The 17066-nt window shown below is 29.3% G+C and carries 15 protein-coding genes; 10 read left to right on the top strand and 5 right to left on the bottom strand.

Going from position 1 to position 17066, the window contains the following annotated elements:
- Positions 1 to 7 precede the first annotated feature (7 nt).
- The 10 genes from Q0049_RS08650 (at position 8) to Q0049_RS08605 (ending at position 13699) form a co-directional block, all read left to right on the top strand.
- On the top strand, positions 8 to 2173 hold the full coding sequence (locus Q0049_RS08650; protein WP_298118743.1) for a Wzz/FepE/Etk N-terminal domain-containing protein: 2166 nt from the start codon (positions 8 to 10) through the stop codon (positions 2171 to 2173).
- Entirely contained in the window at positions 2170 to 3402 is a 1233-nt protein-coding gene (locus Q0049_RS08645) for a hypothetical protein (protein WP_298118741.1), read from the top strand. The genes Q0049_RS08650 and Q0049_RS08645 overlap by 4 nt, the downstream gene beginning before the upstream one ends.
- Positions 3393 to 4508 carry a glycosyltransferase gene (locus Q0049_RS08640; RefSeq protein ID WP_298118738.1) on the top strand — a complete coding sequence of 372 codons (1116 nt, stop codon included), beginning with the start codon at positions 3393 to 3395 and terminating at the stop codon, positions 4506 to 4508. The genes Q0049_RS08645 and Q0049_RS08640 overlap by 10 nt, the downstream gene beginning before the upstream one ends.
- Positions 4508 to 5800, top strand: a complete 1293-nt coding sequence (locus tag Q0049_RS08635) for an O-antigen ligase (protein ID WP_298118734.1) — start codon at positions 4508 to 4510, stop codon at positions 5798 to 5800. The genes Q0049_RS08640 and Q0049_RS08635 overlap by 1 nt, the downstream gene beginning before the upstream one ends.
- Before the next feature lie 133 nt (positions 5801 to 5933).
- Positions 5934 to 8297, top strand: coding sequence for a hypothetical protein (locus tag Q0049_RS08630; RefSeq protein ID WP_298118731.1), 2364 nt, complete (start codon positions 5934 to 5936; stop codon positions 8295 to 8297).
- Between the two features lies 1 nt (position 8298).
- The gene (locus Q0049_RS08625) at positions 8299 to 8994 is read left to right on the top strand and encodes a DapH/DapD/GlmU-related protein (protein ID WP_298118728.1); all 696 of its coding nucleotides are present in this window, start codon (positions 8299 to 8301) and stop codon (positions 8992 to 8994) included.
- A complete protein-coding gene (locus Q0049_RS08620) occupies positions 8987 to 10213 on the top strand; it encodes a glycosyltransferase family 4 protein (protein ID WP_298118725.1) in 1227 nt (408 codons plus the stop codon). The genes Q0049_RS08625 and Q0049_RS08620 overlap by 8 nt, the downstream gene beginning before the upstream one ends.
- 2 nt (positions 10214 to 10215) lie before the next feature.
- Positions 10216 to 11286, top strand: a complete 1071-nt coding sequence (locus Q0049_RS08615) for a glycosyltransferase family 4 protein (RefSeq protein WP_298118722.1) — start codon at positions 10216 to 10218, stop codon at positions 11284 to 11286.
- Positions 11287 to 11405: 119 nt separating this feature from the next.
- On the top strand, positions 11406 to 12617 hold the full coding sequence (locus Q0049_RS08610) for a DUF1972 domain-containing protein (RefSeq protein ID WP_298118719.1): 1212 nt from the start codon (positions 11406 to 11408) through the stop codon (positions 12615 to 12617).
- 2 nt (positions 12618 to 12619) lie between these two features.
- Entirely contained in the window at positions 12620 to 13699 is a 1080-nt protein-coding gene (locus Q0049_RS08605; protein ID WP_298118715.1) for a glycosyltransferase family 4 protein, read from the top strand.
- A 1-nt stretch (position 13700) separates the two neighbouring features.
- On the opposite strand, the gene Q0049_RS08600 is transcribed toward Q0049_RS08605, so the two are convergent.
- The 5 genes from Q0049_RS08600 to hemW form a co-directional block, all read right to left on the bottom strand.
- On the bottom strand, positions 13701 to 14066 hold the full coding sequence (locus Q0049_RS08600; protein ID WP_298118712.1) for an MmcQ/YjbR family DNA-binding protein: 366 nt from the start codon (positions 14064 to 14066) through the stop codon (positions 13701 to 13703).
- 70 nt (positions 14067 to 14136) lie between these two features.
- Entirely contained in the window at positions 14137 to 14559 is a 423-nt protein-coding gene (locus tag Q0049_RS08595; RefSeq protein WP_298118709.1) for a GNAT family N-acetyltransferase, read from the bottom strand.
- On the bottom strand, positions 14537 to 14959 hold the full coding sequence (locus tag Q0049_RS08590; protein WP_298118707.1) for a hypothetical protein: 423 nt from the start codon (positions 14957 to 14959) through the stop codon (positions 14537 to 14539). Before Q0049_RS08590 ends, Q0049_RS08595 begins: the two co-directional genes overlap by 23 nt.
- The gene (locus Q0049_RS08585) at positions 14956 to 15720 is read right to left on the bottom strand and encodes a cyclase family protein (RefSeq protein ID WP_298118705.1); all 765 of its coding nucleotides are present in this window, start codon (positions 15718 to 15720) and stop codon (positions 14956 to 14958) included. Before Q0049_RS08585 ends, Q0049_RS08590 begins: the two co-directional genes overlap by 4 nt.
- 61 nt (positions 15721 to 15781) lie before the next feature.
- Positions 15782 to 16966 (bottom strand): radical SAM family heme chaperone HemW, encoded by a 1185-nt coding sequence (gene hemW / locus Q0049_RS08580; RefSeq protein WP_298118703.1) that lies wholly within the window; start codon positions 16964 to 16966, stop codon positions 15782 to 15784.
- Positions 16967 to 17066 lie beyond the last annotated feature (100 nt).

The following is a 17066-nucleotide window of genomic DNA, read 5'->3' as shown; positions in this document are numbered from 1 at the left end:
TAGAAAAATGAACGAAAATATTAGATTACTTAAACCGTTTTTCAGAGGATTTCCAATCATAATTCTTGTGGTATTGCTTTCGATTTTGTCTGCAAAAAAATATCTAAATTACGTAACACCAATGTATGAAAGTACAACGATGCTAAAATTAGCTGACGTTCATGAAGGTATTCCTGGAGCGAATCTTTTCAAGGATTTAGATGTTTTTGCCTCGGCTAATAAAATATCAACTGAAATTGAAGTTTTAAAATCATCAATGCTTATTGAAAAAGCAATTTCAGAATTGCCGTTTGAATTGGAAATTTTCAGAAAAGGCGACATGCTTTCGGTTGAATTATTCAATAATTCTCCTGTTCACATTGAAGGAACTTTTGATTCTGAAAAAGCGTTAGATAAAAGATATTCATTGCAAATTAGTTCTAAAAATGATTATTACTTTTCATATCCTGATTCTAAAACTAAAATTAAAGGAACATTTGGAAAACCATTAAAAATTGAAAACGGAAAACTATTAATTTCCTTAAATGAAGATTTCATTAATTCTAAAAAAGACCTAAAAATAATCGACAATTATGAATTTGAATTTTTAAGCAAACAAAAATTATTGACTAAAATCAATAAAAATTTAGATATCGTTCCTGTTGATAAAGATGTGCCTGTTATAAGAATTAATCTGAAAAGTAATGTGCCGGAAAAAGCAGCTTTGTTTGTAAATAAATTGGCAGAAATGTACATCAAAGATTATATCGAAAATAAATATAGAGCAGCAAACACAACGGTTTCCTTTTTAAATAATGAAATTGATTGTGCCAATAAAAAACTTTCAGAATCAGAAGAAAATATTCAATCTTATCGAGACAAAAGAAATATTATCAATGTTCGTCAAGAAACAGAAATCGACTTGCGTAAGATATCCCAATTGAAAATTCAACAAACAAACATCAAAATGAATCTTGATGCTATAAAAGATTTGAATAAATATATTGCTTCTGGCAAAGACGATTATATGAGTTTGGCACCAAATTTTGAAGCTTTTACCGATTTACTTTCAACAGAAATGGTAAAAAACATGAAGAAATTACAAGCAGACAAAAAAGATTTATTATTAACCTATACGCCAGAAAACGAAAAAGTTAAAATAATTGATGCCAAGTTAAAAGACTTAATCGATTATCAAATTGAAAGTGTAAAAAATACCGAAAGAAATTTACTAATTAAATACAACGAGCTTTCTAACGATATTGAAGAATCGGAGAAAGTATTTATTGGTTTGCCTGAAAAAGAAAAAATATTGAATATTTTGAATAGAGATTTCAGTTTATACGAGAAAAATTATAATTTCCTGAATGAAAAACGAATCGAAGCCGAAATAGCAAAATCGGCAAAAATTGCTTTTCACAAAATCATTTCTCCAGCAGAAGTTTCTAAATCGCCAGTTTCTCCAATAAGAGGAATTATAATTGTTGTTGCAGCTTTCTTGGGATTATTGGGTTCAATTACACTAATTTATATTGTTCATTATGCTAAAGCAAAAGTGAATGACGCTTTTACAATTGAAAAAAACAGTACCATTCCAATAGCCTTTTCAACACCATTTATAAAGAAAAATGAAAATATAAAAAACAATTTCCTGAAGGAAGCAATTCAAATGGAACTTAAAGGCTTGTTGCAAAAACAAAGCATAATTGTGGTGAGTTCATACGATAAATCAAACCATCATCTTTTTCATTCTAAAAACTTAATTAACGCTTTTATAACGCAAGGTAGAAAAGTTTTAGCTATCGATGCAACTGGTGAATTGGAAAATTTAATTCCAAAAAATGATTATGTAAGTTATGCCGATAACAAATTTTTAAGTTATACCAAAACTAGTTTCTTAAACGAAATTCAAACAAAAATCGAATCGTATGATTTGTGTTTAATTCACAATCAAAGCATTAAAGAAGATCAATTGGGATTACTTTTTATGAATTTGGCAACACAAAATTTAATTGTACTTGATAGTAGAAAAACTGCTGAAAAAAACATTATAAAAATTGAATTGTTGAAAGATGAATACCAATTGCCAAATACTTGGTTTGTGCTAAACAAAGCGGGTTACAATCCAAATGTATTGGTTGAAATAAAAAAACTTTGGAAAAAATACTTTACAAAACAAGTTACTAAAAAATGAATCGCATCAAAAAAATAGTTTTCTCGCAATCAGTTTTGGTTTTATTTGACCAAGCCATTTTTAGCGGAACTAACTTTATATTGACCTTGTTTTTAGCTCAAAAACTAGATGTGAAAAACTTTGGCGTTTTTTCAATAATACTACTTGTTACATATTTAATAATGAGCATTATAAATGCATTGTTAATTCAACCTTTTCAAGTTTCTATTTCAAAAATTACAAAGAAAAAGGAATATTATGTGTCTTTATTCCTTGGGCTAGTGGCTTTACTTCTTTTTTTCATGTTCATAGTAAAGCTGCTAGCCATTTCTTTTTCCATCGAAGCAATTTTTAGTTCTCATTCCAATGCAATTATCTGCTTTATCAGTGGCTATATTTTTCAAGATTTTTTCAGAAAATTCTTTTTATCATTAGCTTCGATTCTTTTGGTTTTAGTTATTGATTTTCTTTTCCTACTACTTATAATCATTGGGTTTTACTCTTTTAATAACCATATTAATTTAACAATCACACTTTACATTATTGGTTTGGCAAATTTTGTTTCTGCCATTCCAGGGTTAGTATTTATTTTCAAAAACTATGAACATCCAATATCTTGGAAAACTTTTTTAAACGATCATATTTTTCAAGGAAAATGGTTGTTTAGCGTAGCCGTTTTACAATGGAGTTCGAGCAATTTCTTCGTATTAATTTCAGGAATATATCTTGGAATTGAAGCATTAGGCGCATTACGATTAGTGCAATCATTCTTCGGAATTATAAACATCATATTACAATCAGTAGAAAATTATTTCTTACCAAAAGTTGCCTTTTTGTACAATGAAAATATAGCCAAAGCCAAAAAATATTTGCTCACAATTACAACTTATGGCGCTATTTTATTTGGTGTTTTGCTTTCAATATTATTTCTTTTTTCAACAGAAATCATAGTATTAACTGGTGGAACAAAATACCAAGAATATGGATATGTTGTAAAAATTGTTGCCGTTTTATATTTCTTTATTTTCTTGAGTTATCCCATTAGAATTGCTGTTAGAATATTGGTTTTGAACAAAATTTTCTTTGTTGGTTACTTACTATCATTTGTGTTTTCAATTTTAACTTTTCATTTTTTACTAAACTACTCTGGACTTTATGGAGCAGTTTCTGGATTAATTTGCAATCAAATTATAATGATTTTGTATTGGCAAAATCGTCTTACTAAAAACAATTTTTACCTATGGAAATAATTCATATCGTTTTAGGAAAAGCCAATCCAAACAGGATGAATGGCGTAAACAAAGTAGTTTATAATTTGGCTACAAAACAAGCCGAATTTGGAAAAAAAGTAGCTGTTTGGGGAATCACAAAAGATTTAAAAAAGAATTATGGCGAGCGTAATTTTGAAACACGTTTATTTCTAAGAGGATTGAACCCTTTTGCCATTCCATCAGGTATGAAAAAAGCAATTTTAGAAAAAAAGGGAAAAGCTGTTTTCCATATTCATGGTGGTTGGATACCTGTTTTTTCTGGCATTGGAAAAGTAATGAAACAAAATAATATTGATTTTGTTTTTACTCCACATGGCGCTTATAATTCCATCGCTATGGACAGAAGTTTTTGGATTAAAAGAATGTATTTCAATTTATTTGAATTACATCTTTTAAAAAATTCTACTAAAATTCATTGCATTGGAAAAAGTGAAACTGTAGGATTAAAATGCTTGTACAAAAACAAAAAAACAATTTTAGTTCCTTATGGGTTTGAAAATGAAAATACAATTTCTATGTCTGATTCAAAAAATAAAGACATTGTTTTTGGTTTCATCGGACGATTGGATATTTATACCAAAGGATTGGATACGCTTATTAAAGCTTTCAAAAAGTACACTTTAAAAAATCCGAATTCTAAACTATGGATTGTTGGTGATAGCAAAGAGAAAGAAAAGCTCAACACAATGATAGTTGATAATAATTTACAAAATAACATCATCCTTTTTGGTGAAAAATTTGGAAAAGAAAAGGAAGATTTGCTTCAACAAATGGACATTTTTGTTCATCCATCAAGAAATGAAGGATTGCCAACATCAGTAATTGAAGCAGCCAGTTATGGAAAACCATGCATCGTTACTGATGCTACGAACATTGGCGATTTAATTTATCAATTTCAAGCTGGAGATATGATATTTGAACATAACAGTAATCATTTAGAAAAATCGATGAATAAACTAGCTATCATTTGGCAAAACCAAAACGAGTTTATTAAAATTCGTAGAAACGCAATTAGAATGGTTAAAGAAAATTTTAATTGGAGAAGAGTTATTCAAGATTTTAATACAAAACTGTACAAAGCATAATGGAATTTTTAGCCACAACTACCAATGAAGATTTTTTAAAGAAAATAAACAATTATATGTTTATCATTCTGTTATTGATGATTGCTTGTTTTTTTACATGGAGCGAAAATGTAAACATCACTCGTGGCATCAAAATAGTGGGCAGAATGGGTGTGATGATTTCTTCAATATTTATTTATAAAAAAATAATTAATCATGGAGCTGTAAATACAATGGGATATAAAAACTCATTTGCAACTTTGTTTTACATTGGATATTTATTTTTAGGTTTCATGTCCTTCATGTGGAGTACCAATCCAGGATTTAGTGCATTGCAATGGTTCATGACCTTTCAAAGTTTTGTTTTTGCTTATTTTTTTATCAAAAGTTTAAAAGTTTTAGATACATTTTATAAAGGACATTCCATACGATTGTATCATTTATTGGGAAATTCTGTTTTCATTTTACAACTCGTTTTTGTAGTTGGAATGTGGATTAATCCTGATATTTTTTTCCGACTTACAAATGGTGGAGAAGAAGCCCGACTTGGTGGCACTATTATGAATCCGAACGAACTTGGAATGTTAGCTGGCGTTGGCGTAGCTTGCTTAATCTTTGATCTTTATCGTTTCAAAAACAAAACTTGGACGATTATAAAAATCCTTGTAATTTTTTATGCTTTGTTTATGACTGGATCACGATCTTCATTAATTGGTGCGTTGCTGATTATTTTTTTTCATATCAATCAAACCAAAAAGCAAGGTTTAAAATTAGCTATTATTGGTGGTGTTTTAATGGTAATGCCATTTGCAATTAACGAAATGATACTAAAAGGTGGCGATCAAAAAAGAATGGAAGAAATTCTAACGCTTACAGGAAGATTACCTTTTTGGCAAGCATTAATAACCGAAGGTTTGCCACGCGAACCACTTTTAGGCTTTGGCTACATGCGTATAGATTACAAAGAATTCTTTCAAAGTGTACATACGTATCCGGGTAAAATGACACACAATACTTTTATGCAAGTGCTTATGAATTTGGGCTTTATTGGACTAACTATTGCTCTTTTTCAAGTATTCTTTACCATCAAAGCATTTTTTACAGAAGATAAAGAAACCCGACTAATGCTTATTGGAATTCTAATCCCAATTTTAATAAATTCGTTTACCGAATTCGGAATTTTTGGCGAAAGCAATTACGGAATTCTATTCTATCAATTGATAATTTTTTCTATTGCATTTAAAAACAGAACTCACCTTACTCCTATTCAAAAACTTCATTTAAAGAAAAGAAGACCAGAGGTAATTGCATAATTGTTTTCCAAAAAATAACAATATTCCAAATTTTGGAAAAAAAATAAATTAAATTTTTTATAAAATATTGTTATTCAGTTAGTTATGTTTTTGGCACGATTATAATAATACTATTGTAAATAAAAATTTTACAATGGAAACTATTTTTAATTTAATTGGTTATTCAATTTCAACAGAAACAAAAAACGCAAGTAATGTTGTCAACTTACTTTCTATAAACAATCCTGATGGATCACCAAGATGGATTTGGAATGCTAAATGCTCCAAACCATTATTTCTAAAATTCTACAATGTAGGAAGTAACAGAGCTTTTGCTTTTTCACTACTAATCAAAATAGTATTTATTTTTAAGCTACAAAAATTGGTTTTCAAGAAAAGAAGCTATTCTTTTTCAAAATTAGAAAATTCTATAATTGACTTAAACGAAAATTGGGCGCTATTTACAGGAACTGTAGGTCCAAACAATAAAGGTATTTTGTATGCTAACAATTGTTTCTACAAAATTGCAACAACCCCAAATGCTAGAAATTTGATTAAAAAAGAATTCGAAATTTTACAGAAATTAAACAACGTCTCATCTTCTTTTGAAGTTCCAGTAGTTATAAATTACAACGAAAACATACTACAGCTTTCTGATATTTCAACAAATGGAAAAAGAATAAAAAATCTTTCTCATGAACATATAAATACAATCTCTGAACTTAATAACATTGAAACAAACTTTGTGAAGATAAGTAATTGGCAACTGTTTCAAAACTTAAAAAATGATTTTATAAAAATTGATGACCAACGTATTCCTAAAAATATGATACGAAAAATCAATGGTTTACTAAATGAAATTTCAGAAAATAAATTTATTGAATTAACCTTTTCGCATGGCGATTTTACTCAATGGAATTTATTTGAAAAAAACAATAAGCTAGCTATTTATGATTTTGAATTAGCAAGTTGTGACAAACCAAAAGGATTTGATTTCTTTCATTTTATGATACAAAATAGTGTTTTGGTAAATCACAAATCATGGAAAAAAATAATTGAAGATAGTACTAAATTGGGTAAAAGTGAATTGTTCAATGACAATGTGGCAACTACTTATTCGTATCTAAAATGGTATTTACTTATCAATTGCATGCATTATTTAAAGGTATATTCGGAACAAAAAGAGTGGCATTTACAAATTGATTGGTTACTAAAAACATGGAATGAAGCTTTAAATACTTTTTTAACCCATAGTTATTCGCCAAGACAATTAATCATCATGGATTTATTTGATTCTATTCAAAATCAGGAATATGCCGCTTTGAAATTTCAAAATGGTTTTCCAGAAAAATTAGATTTGAATTCGGATATTGATTTAATTATTGATAAAAAAAATAATCTTTCTATAGTCCAATATTTAAAAAATCACACTTTGGTTTCTAAAATCACTATTGTTGAAAGATCATTTATGAATACCATTCAAGTATTTACAATTGATGGCGAAATGCTATCGCTAGACTTGATTTGGAAATTAAAACGCAGAAATCTTGAACTATTTGATGCAAAAAAGCTAATTTCAAGAAATATCATTTCTTCATTTGGTGTAAAAAATGCTTCAAACATTGATACTGCTCGATATTTAGTACTATTTTATATTTTGAACAATTCAAAAATTCCAGCTAAATATTTAGTATATGAACAAGCAATACAAAACTCAAAAAAACCATTTGATTTAATCATTAAAGAATATTTTGTTGATTCTTCTAAAAACAGACAAGTTTTATTGAATTTCATAGAAAAAAACAAGCAAAACAAAGGCACAAACTATTTAAAAAACACAATAAATTATTTGGTTGATACAGTCAAAAATTTGAAAAAAAACAATGGTTTTACAATAACATTTAGCGGTGTAGATGGTGCAGGAAAATCGACAGTTATAGAAAATATTGCTTATAAAATTGAAAAACAACTTCGCAAACCAGTAATCATTTTGCGTCATCGTCCATCGGTTTTACCAATTTTAAGTGTTTGGACAAAAGGAAAGGAAAAAGCACATCAAGACACTATTTCAAGTCTTCCAAGACAAGGAAAAAATGCGAGTTTTATTTCGTCAATGTTACGATTTTCCTACTATTATTTCGATTATTTATTTGGACAATTTGTAATTTATTTCAAATACATTTCAAGAGGTTATGTAGTAATTTATGATCGTTATTATTTTGATTTTATAAATGATAGCAAACGAAGCAACATCGTTTTACCAAAAAGCATCTCTAAGCTGGGTTATCTTTTTTTACTTAAACCAAAATTCAATTTCTTTCTTTTTGCCGATGCCAATGTCATTTTGAATAGAAAAAAAGAATTAACCAAAGAAACTATAGAGGAATTGACTAACAATTACAGTTCACTTTTTAATTCCCTACGAATGAAAAGCAAAGTATCAATTTATGAATCCATCAACAATGAAGAATTGGATGTTACTTTAAATCATATTGTTAAAACAATTATTCAAGCCTAAAATGAAAGCTATAATTCAAAAAATAATACAACTTCGCAACCCAAATTTTAAGTTTGATGAAGCATTAAATTCAAGAGCTTTATTTCAATTCTTATGGATACAAATTGGCAGCCTAATACGTGGATTGAAAGTGCTTTTTTTTCTAAAAAACCCAAAAGGAATGTTACTTGGAACAGGTGTTACTTTTTTCAATATTTCAAAAATTCACTACGGAAAATTTCTTCGACTAGGAAGTCATGTCTATATTTCAGCATTAAGCAAAAACGGAATTCAATTTGGCGATAATGTTTCTATTGGAGCTTTTAGTCGCGTTATTGTTTCTACATCTTTAAACGAAATTGGTGATAAAATTAGCATCGGAAACAATGTAGGAATTGGCGAATTTGCCTATTTAGGTGGCGCAGGAAGTTTAGAAATTGGCGATGACTGCATCGTGGGTCAATATTTAAGTTGTCATCCAGAAAATCATAATTTTCAAGATATTACAACAGCAATTCGTCATCAAGGTGTAACTAGAAAAGGAATAAAAATTGGTAAAAACTGTTGGATTGGAAGCAAAGTAACTATTCTTGACGGAGTAGAAATTGGCAACGGAAGTATTATTGCTGCTGGTAGCATTGTAACAAAATCTTTTCCTGAAAATTCAATTATTGGTAGTGTTCCAGCCAAATTATTAAAAACACGAACTCATGAGTAACAAAACTATTTTAGCAACTTGCTACGCAGTAAATCCATACAAAGGTTCGGAAGATGGAATGGGTTGGAATTTTATAAATCAAATTGCACGATTCAACAAAGTCATTGCAATTACAAGAGAAAATAACCAGCAAGCAATTGAAAAATTCATGGCAGAAAATCCAAATGAGAAATATAAAAACATCACTTTTTTATATTTTGATTTGCCTTATTGGATGCGCTTTTGGAAAAAAGGAAGTCGTGGTGCCATGCTATATTATTATATGTGGCAACTTGGAATTGTTTCATTTATCAAAAAACAAAATCTACATTTTGATATCACACATAATGTAAATTTTCATAACGATTGGACACCGAGCTTTCTTTATAAGCTAGAAAAACAAATGGTTTGGGGACCAATTGGACATCATCCCATAATTCCAAAACACTATTTAAAACCCTACTCAATCAATTATTTAATCAAAGACAGAGCTACTTGGCTGGTAAAAAAAATATTTTGGAATTTATCATTTTCATTAAAGAAAACAGTGAAAAATGCCAATCATATTTTATGTATGAATACTGGAGTTTCATCGGTATTAAATCTTAAAAACAAATCTTTATCTATACAACCATCTGTTGCAACCGAAGATTTTTTTGAAGGTGAAATAACAAAAAAAGACGGTTTCAAAATTATAAGCGTTGGTCGATTTGTACCATTAAAAGGATTTGATTTAACATTGAATTCTTTTATAAAATTCATCAATTCAATAAGAATTTCAGAAAGAGAAAACTGTCACTTAACATTGGTTGGAACTGGTCCAGAAAAAGAGTTTTACAAAAAAATAATTGCCGAAAATAAAGCAGAAAAATATGTAGAAATCATTGAATGGATTGACCGAAATGAATTGATGAAATTATATAAAAATGCGGCTGTTTTTCTTTTTCCATCGCATGAAGGTGCCGGAATGGTTGTTGCCGAGGCACTATCGTTTGGCTTACCAGTAATTTGTTTAAACAATGAAGGTCCGGGCGAATTTGTAACTACAAATTGTGGTTTTGCTGTTCCTCAATTAGATTATAACAATACTATTTCGGAATTGAATAAAGCGTTACAAAAACTTTATTTTGATAGAGAATTATTATACAAAATGAGTCTTGAAGCGAGAAAACAGTTTGAAGAAAATTTCACTTGGAATAGTCGTGGCGAACATTTAAAAAATATTTATAAGAAATTGTAATTATGAGAGTTATAGCAGTACATTTATTAAACGATTACAGCGGAAGCCCAAAAGTTTTGATGCAATTATTGAAAGGTTGGACAAAAAATAATATAGAAACCCATCTTTTCACTTGTAGCGGAAGAGACGGTTTTTTATCTGATATTCCAAAAGTTAGCAACCATTTTTATTGGTATCAATTTGCTAAAAATCCTTTTATTCGCTTGGGTTTTTTAAGTATCAGTCAAATTATTTTGGCTTTCAAATTATTTTTCTTTCTCAAAAAAACGGATGTTTTGTATGTAAATACAGTTTTGCCTTTTGGTGCAGGAATCATTGGAAAAATAAAAGGTTGTAAAGTAATTTATCACATTCACGAAACATCAATGAAACCTAAAATTCTAAAGAAATTTCTATTTGGAATTGTAAGTTGGTCGGCAACTGAGGTCGTTTATGTTTCAAATTTTTTAGCCAATAAAGAACCAACCAAAAACAAAAAAAGTGTACTTTACAATGTGCTTGAAAAAAGTTTTGTAGAACAGGCAAATTTAAGTTTTACAACAGAAAAAACAGAAAAAATTGTATTGATGATTTGCTCCTTAAAAGCGTATAAAGGTGTAAATGAGTTTCTTAAATTGGCACTATTAAATTCGAAATTTACTTTCAAACTTGTAGTAAACGCTAGCCAAACTGAAATTGATAATTATTTCAAAAATGATATCATTCCAACTAATTTATTGGTTTATCCAACTCAAAAAGACACACATCTCTTTTATAAAGAAGCTTCTGTTTTAGTTAATTTATCCGATATAAATCTTTGGGTTGAAACCTTTGGATTAACTGTTTTAGAAGGAATGGCTTATGGTTTACCTGCAATTGTTCCGCCAATTGGTGGCGTTGTTGAACTTGTTGACGAAGGTAAAAATGGTTTCTTAATTGACAGTAAAAAGTACACCCTAATTTCAGAAAAACTGAATACTATATTATCTAATCCTTCTTTGTATAATGCTATAAGCAAAAATGCAATCGAGAAAAGTCAGTTTTTTGGCGAAGACTATTTCGAGAATGAATCGATAAGAATTCTTTCAAATTAAAATAATTATTCCATATTTTGGAAACAGAATACTACACAAATAATTGATTTTAAATACATTATGTTTTTGGCTCTATTTTAGTATAGTAGCTTATGTCACAAATTAATAAAAATACCAAAATGAGAAAACAAAGAATAGCAATTATAGGAACAGTTGGTTTGCCTGCAAAATATGGCGGATTTGAAACACTTGCAGATCACTTAGTAACACATCTTTCAAGCAAATACGATTTTACGGTTTATTGTTCTAAAAAGAAATATTCAAAACAAGAACAAATCAACACTTATAAAGGTGCGAAACTTGAATACATCAACCTAGAGGCAAATGGCGTTCAAAGCATTCCTTATGATACCATTTCGATTTTAAAAGCATTACGAAAAAATGACGTTTTATTAATTCTTGGTGTTGCTGGAGCTTGGATTTTACCTTTCGTTAAGCTTTTTACCAATAAAAAAATCATTATTTCTATTGACGGAATTGAATGGAAAAGAGATAAATGGTCACTTTTTGCAAAATTGTATTTATGGTGGGCAGAAAAAATTGCTGTTCGCCATTCGCATATTGATATTTCAGACAACGAATCGATTCAAGATTATACCGCTTTGCGTTACGAAACATTGAGTCGCGTTATAGAATATGGTGCAGATCACACATTGCAAGTAACTCCAAATCAAGAGGATTTTATAAAATATCCTTTTATGAAAAATGATTATGCTGTAAAAGTTTGCCGTATCGAACCCGAAAATAATGTTCATATAGTTTTAGAAGCTTTCGAACAATTACCAAATTCAAATTTAGTGTTAGTTGGAAACTGGAATAATAGTGAATACGGTAAAAATCTGAAAGAAAAATACAGTAAAGTAGCGAATATTCATATTTATGATCCGATTTACAATCAAAGAGAAATTGATTTAATTAGAGGAAATGCAACTTTATATGTTCATGGTCACTCTGCTGGCGGAACAAATCCATCCTTAGTTGAGGCAATGTTTCTTGAGCTTCCAATCATAGCATTTAACGTGTCTTACAATAAAACTACTACCGAAAATAAGGCTATTTATTTTTCAAATTCCGAAGAACTTGTTGCCAAATTAGAAAATGTTTCTAAAACAGAAATGGAAATGGTACGTAAGGAAATGAAATCTATTGCAATGCGACGATATACTTGGGAAAAAATTTCAAATCAATATGATTTATTAATAAAAGAAGCCATAGCCATTGACAAAAAAAGCAGTGTTTTTCCAGAAATTAAAAAACTAAATCCTGAATTTCTAAAAGAATATAATTTGTCGCATTTACAAAACAACCATTTATTTTACGAAAAAAGATAGTCATGAAAACACTTTTACAATTTTCAACTCTTGGAATTTTATCCTTATTATTGGTTTTAATTTTTATTCCATTCATAAAAAAAATAGCGGTAAAAGTCAATCTAGTTGATAAACCTAATTACAGAAAAATTCACACAAACGCTGTTCCATTAATTGGCGGAATTTCGATTGCATTATCAGTCTTAATTGTATTAATTATTTCAGGAAATCAATTAACATTTTTAAAAGAATATTTGCCAATTTTAAGTTCCGGATATGTATTGCTTATCATTGGAATTATTGACGACAAGACCGATTTAAGTGCAAAATACAAACTAATTATCCAGTTACTTTTAGCATTTATAATAGCATTGTCTGGCACAAGAATTACAACTTTTTATGGTTTTTTAGGTGTTTACGAAATTGAAATTTTAGCACAATATCTTCTAACCATAATTGTTATTACCGGAGTTGTAAACGCATTTAATTTAATGGATGGAGTTGATGGTTTAGTTGGCGGATTGTCGCTTTTAGGATTTACAATGTTTTTAGTTTCTTCGGTTTTTTATAACGATTATTTTTTAGCAAAAGTTTGTGTCATTTTTATTGGAGCAATTTTTGGCTTTTTAAAATTCAATTTGTCTAAAAAGAAAATCTTTATGGGCGATGCAGGTTCTTTATTTTTAGGATTTATTCTAGTAACAATTGGTATCCATTTTATGGAAAAACAACATTCAACAAACAATTATGGCTATGCCTATATTTTTTTGATACTAGTTGCCTTCTTTTCAATTCCAGTTTTAGATTCAATAAGAGTTTATCTTGGGCGAATAAAACAAGGAAATTCACCGTTCAAAGCAGACAAATCACATTTACATCATTTGCTTTTAACTGCAGGATTAACACATAAAAAAATCTCTCTTTTTGTAGTTATTTTTTGTATGATATTGTTTTTTATTGGATTTGGATTGATTTCTTATTTCTCAACAACAGTAATAATTTTAGCAATTATGACCTTGTTTTGGACAATCGTAAAATTACTTTTAATGATAAGTAGTTTACACCAATGGCGTGCAGCTATCAAAAAATTAGAACAACAATAATTTATTCCTGAAGAACTTCTGCTTGAATTTTTTTGGTCAAACTTTTGAAAACCAAATCGTAAGAATGATTTATTAGTTCACACATCATTTTATTAGAAACATCACTATTAAAATCGATGGTATTCCAATGAATTTTACTCATGTGATAACCAGGATTGATGGCTTCATATTCGGCACGAAGTTCTAATGCTTTTTCTGGATCGCATTTTAAATTTAAGGATGGCGTCCCGTTTTCCCATTCTTTTAAAGAGGTTAGACAAAACATTTTTCCGCCAACTTTAAATACCAAAGTGTCTTCATCAAACGGAAAGTGTTCGGTTACTCCTTTTTTAGAAAGGCAAAATTCATAGAGTTGTTGAATATTCATTTTTTTTTTTTCAGTGCTTAGTGATGAGTAATTAGTGATTAGCTTTTGACTATTTACTAATTACTTTTCACTATTTACTTGTTACTATTTCACTAATCACTATTTTCTCCATCATTTTTTCTGGATGCGCCAAATTTTCAAATCCGAATTTCTCGTATAGAAAATGTGCGTCTGATGTTGCTAATCGCCAAATTTTGACTTGTTGTAATTTGGGTTCAGTCATCATCGCATTTATTAATATTGACGAATAACCTTTTCCACGATGCTTTTCATCAATAAAAACATCCATTACATATGCAAAAACTACATAATCAGTGATTACTCTACAAAAGCCAATTTGGTGATTATTTAAATAAATTCCGAAGCAAAAAGAAGTATCTATTGTGGTTTGAACTTCTTCCATAGTTCGACCTGCAGCCCAATAAACGTCTTTCAAAAAGTTTTGAATAAATGGAATATTGAGTTTGGATTTATCTGTTGATACTGTAATCATTTTTTTCTAAATCAGTTTTAAAATCCATATTTTTAGAGGAATATTCTCCATTTTCCATAGTTGTTTTATATCCATTTTTATGTATTTCAATTACTACATAAGCACTTTTATCAAATTTAGTTTCATAAAAACCATTTTTATCGGTACAGACCGAAATCTTATCTAATCCTAAATATTCATCATAATTAGAATTTCCATTATTATCTTCATATCTATAATTTTCAATTAATATTTTTGCACTTTCTATTGGTTTATTTGTCATTTTATCATAAACATAACCTTCAATTTTTACATTTTCAGTATCTGTTACTGAAAGATAAAACATGAAAAGAAATGCCAACAATAAAAAGAATACACCAATAAAAGCGAAAAACACTATTTTAGTTTTACTATATTTCATATCAAAGAATATAATATTGGTTTACTCGGACTTGCATCATTTTCAAACGAAGCAATTTGTAAATTAAGTATATAACTTCCATCTTGAATTTCATTTTCAACAAAAATCATTTCGGTTATGGTACAATTCAATCGTGAATCCTCGTTTAAATTATTGATATCTTTCACATTCCAAAAAGCTTTATGTGCTAACAATTTTCCTTCATCTTCTTCTCTATCCACACTTGGCAAATCGATTAATAAATGTTGAATTCCGATTTCTCGGATAAAAATTGCTGCTTCTTCAGACAAATAAGGCGGATTGGTTTTAGAATAATTTTTATGCTTTTTTGATTCTGAATTTGGTAATGTTCTGATAACAAGAGCTTCCGGATTATTGCGGTTTGTTATATCGAGCGCAGTCGAGATGTTTTCTAACGTAATCACTAAATCTCCATTTATCTTTTCTGGAGTAATTGAAATCAATTCAGCTGTGAAAAAAAACTGTTTTAAAGATTGATTTATCGAATAAAATTCTCGAGTAATATGTCCTAGACATTCGGTGTGTGTTCCGTGTCCGTGAGGATTGAAGAAAATATTATTAAAATTGGTTGAACTTCCTTCAGAAACTTTTCCTATCCAATCACCAAAAACTACTGGTTCAATTTCTGGTTTTTCAATATACCATGCTATCGGATTTTGGTCTGTATTTGATAATGGAATGGAAATATCAATGGGTTTTGATAGGTCGATTTTATATTTATTCTCGATGAATGCAATCATAATGGAACGCGGATTTAACGGATTTTCAAACGCGGATTTAACGGATTCTTCTGCGTTACTTTTACTCCAAATTTAATAAAAACAAATCACTTGCAATTCCGTCGCTTAAAAATTTTCCTCTTTGAGTTGTTCGCAAAATATTTTCGTCAACAAAAAGTAAATGATCTTCAATATATTTTGCTGCTTGTTGGTTGAGATAATCTAAATATGTTGTTCCAAATTCGTTTTCAATCCTGTCTAGAGAAATTCCCCAAATGGTTCGTAAACCTGTCATAACATATTCGTTATATCTATCCGTTTTAGATAAAATTTCGAATTCTGACGGCAACTTGTTTTCTTGAATTGATTTCAGATACAAAGAATTGTTTGACACATTCCAACTACGTTTTTCTCCGTCATAACTGTGCGCTGAAGGACCAATTCCGATGTATTTTTTCCCTAGCCAATAACTTGAATTGTTTTTAGAAAAGTAATTCTCCTTTCCAAAATTAGACAGTTCGTAATGAATAAAATCATTTTCGGTTAGCTTATCGACCAAAATCTGAAAATGTTCTTGAGCCACTTCATCATCAGGTTGCGGAATAATTCCTTTTTGAATAAAGGTATGCAAAGCCGTTTTTGGTTCAACCGTTAGGGCATAACTTGAAATATGTGGAATTTTGAACGACAAAGCGGTTTCGATATTCTGAAGCCATTTTTCGTTACTCATATTTGGAATTCCGTAAATTAAATCGATAGAAATATTGTCAAAATATTGTGTTGCTAACTCCAAACATTTTTTAGCTTCTTCCGAATTATGCGCGCGATTCATCATTTTTAAATCATCTTCAAAAAACGATTGAATTCCAATGGAAAGGCGATTGATTCCTAAAGAACGATATTCTTCATAAAAGTCCCTCGACTGCGCTCGGGATGACAAGACGTTTGCGATTAAATCATCAGGATTAGCTTCTACCGTAATTTCTGGATTTTCAACAACCTTATAATAAGAATAAACAGTATCAATCAATAATTTCAAATCAGATATTTCTAAAATGCTTGGCGTTCCTCCACCAAAATAAATGGTTTCAATTATTTCAGGGTTGAAAGTTGGAAGCTGGAAGCTGGAAGAAGTTTTACGCATTTCGATTTCTTTAGCCAATGCCAAAACCATCTCATCCTTTTTCTTCAATGAAGTCGAAAAATGAAAATCGCAGTAGTGACATGCTTGCTTGCAAAATGGTATGTGGATGTAGATTCCGGACATATTAATTGTTAACCGTTATTTTTTTATTTACGTTTTTAAAAATAAAATTATTTAACATGAAAAACCTTAAAGACTATTATTTCTTTTACCGATTTTCTTT

The organism is Flavobacterium sp. (assembly GCF_027484205.1).
Classification (GTDB): Bacteria; Bacteroidota; Bacteroidia; order Flavobacteriales; family Flavobacteriaceae; genus Flavobacterium.
The sequence above is the reverse complement of the archived record's forward strand: the minus strand, read 5'-3'. Positions and strand labels throughout refer to the sequence as shown.

What these genes read in the sequence shown, in the direction of transcription:
- Q0049_RS08585 (WP_298118705.1), bottom strand. Translation starts at nt 15,720, where the DNA reads ATGATTGCATTCATCGAGAATAAATATAAAATCGACCTATCAAAACCC.
- Q0049_RS08615 (WP_298118722.1), top strand. Translation starts at nt 10,216, where the DNA reads ATGAGAGTTATAGCAGTACATTTATTAAACGATTACAGCGGAAGCCCA.
- Q0049_RS08605 (WP_298118715.1), top strand. Translation starts at nt 12,620, where the DNA reads ATGAAAACACTTTTACAATTTTCAACTCTTGGAATTTTATCCTTATTA.
- Q0049_RS08650 (WP_298118743.1), top strand. Translation starts at nt 8, where the DNA reads ATGAACGAAAATATTAGATTACTTAAACCGTTTTTCAGAGGATTTCCA.
- Q0049_RS08595 (WP_298118709.1), bottom strand. Translation starts at nt 14,559, where the DNA reads ATGATTACAGTATCAACAGATAAATCCAAACTCAATATTCCATTTATT.
- Q0049_RS08620 (WP_298118725.1), top strand. Translation starts at nt 8,987, where the DNA reads ATGAGTAACAAAACTATTTTAGCAACTTGCTACGCAGTAAATCCATAC.
- Q0049_RS08590 (WP_298118707.1), bottom strand. Translation starts at nt 14,959, where the DNA reads ATGAAATATAGTAAAACTAAAATAGTGTTTTTCGCTTTTATTGGTGTA.
- Q0049_RS08630 (WP_298118731.1), top strand. Translation starts at nt 5,934, where the DNA reads ATGGAAACTATTTTTAATTTAATTGGTTATTCAATTTCAACAGAAACA.
- Q0049_RS08645 (WP_298118741.1), top strand. Translation starts at nt 2,170, where the DNA reads ATGAATCGCATCAAAAAAATAGTTTTCTCGCAATCAGTTTTGGTTTTA.
- Q0049_RS08625 (WP_298118728.1), top strand. Translation starts at nt 8,299, where the DNA reads ATGAAAGCTATAATTCAAAAAATAATACAACTTCGCAACCCAAATTTT.
- Q0049_RS08610 (WP_298118719.1), top strand. Translation starts at nt 11,406, where the DNA reads ATGAGAAAACAAAGAATAGCAATTATAGGAACAGTTGGTTTGCCTGCA.
- Q0049_RS08635 (WP_298118734.1), top strand. Translation starts at nt 4,508, where the DNA reads ATGGAATTTTTAGCCACAACTACCAATGAAGATTTTTTAAAGAAAATA.
- Q0049_RS08600 (WP_298118712.1), bottom strand. Translation starts at nt 14,066, where the DNA reads ATGAATATTCAACAACTCTATGAATTTTGCCTTTCTAAAAAAGGAGTA.
- Q0049_RS08640 (WP_298118738.1), top strand. Translation starts at nt 3,393, where the DNA reads ATGGAAATAATTCATATCGTTTTAGGAAAAGCCAATCCAAACAGGATG.
- hemW (WP_298118703.1), bottom strand. Translation starts at nt 16,966, where the DNA reads ATGTCCGGAATCTACATCCACATACCATTTTGCAAGCAAGCATGTCAC.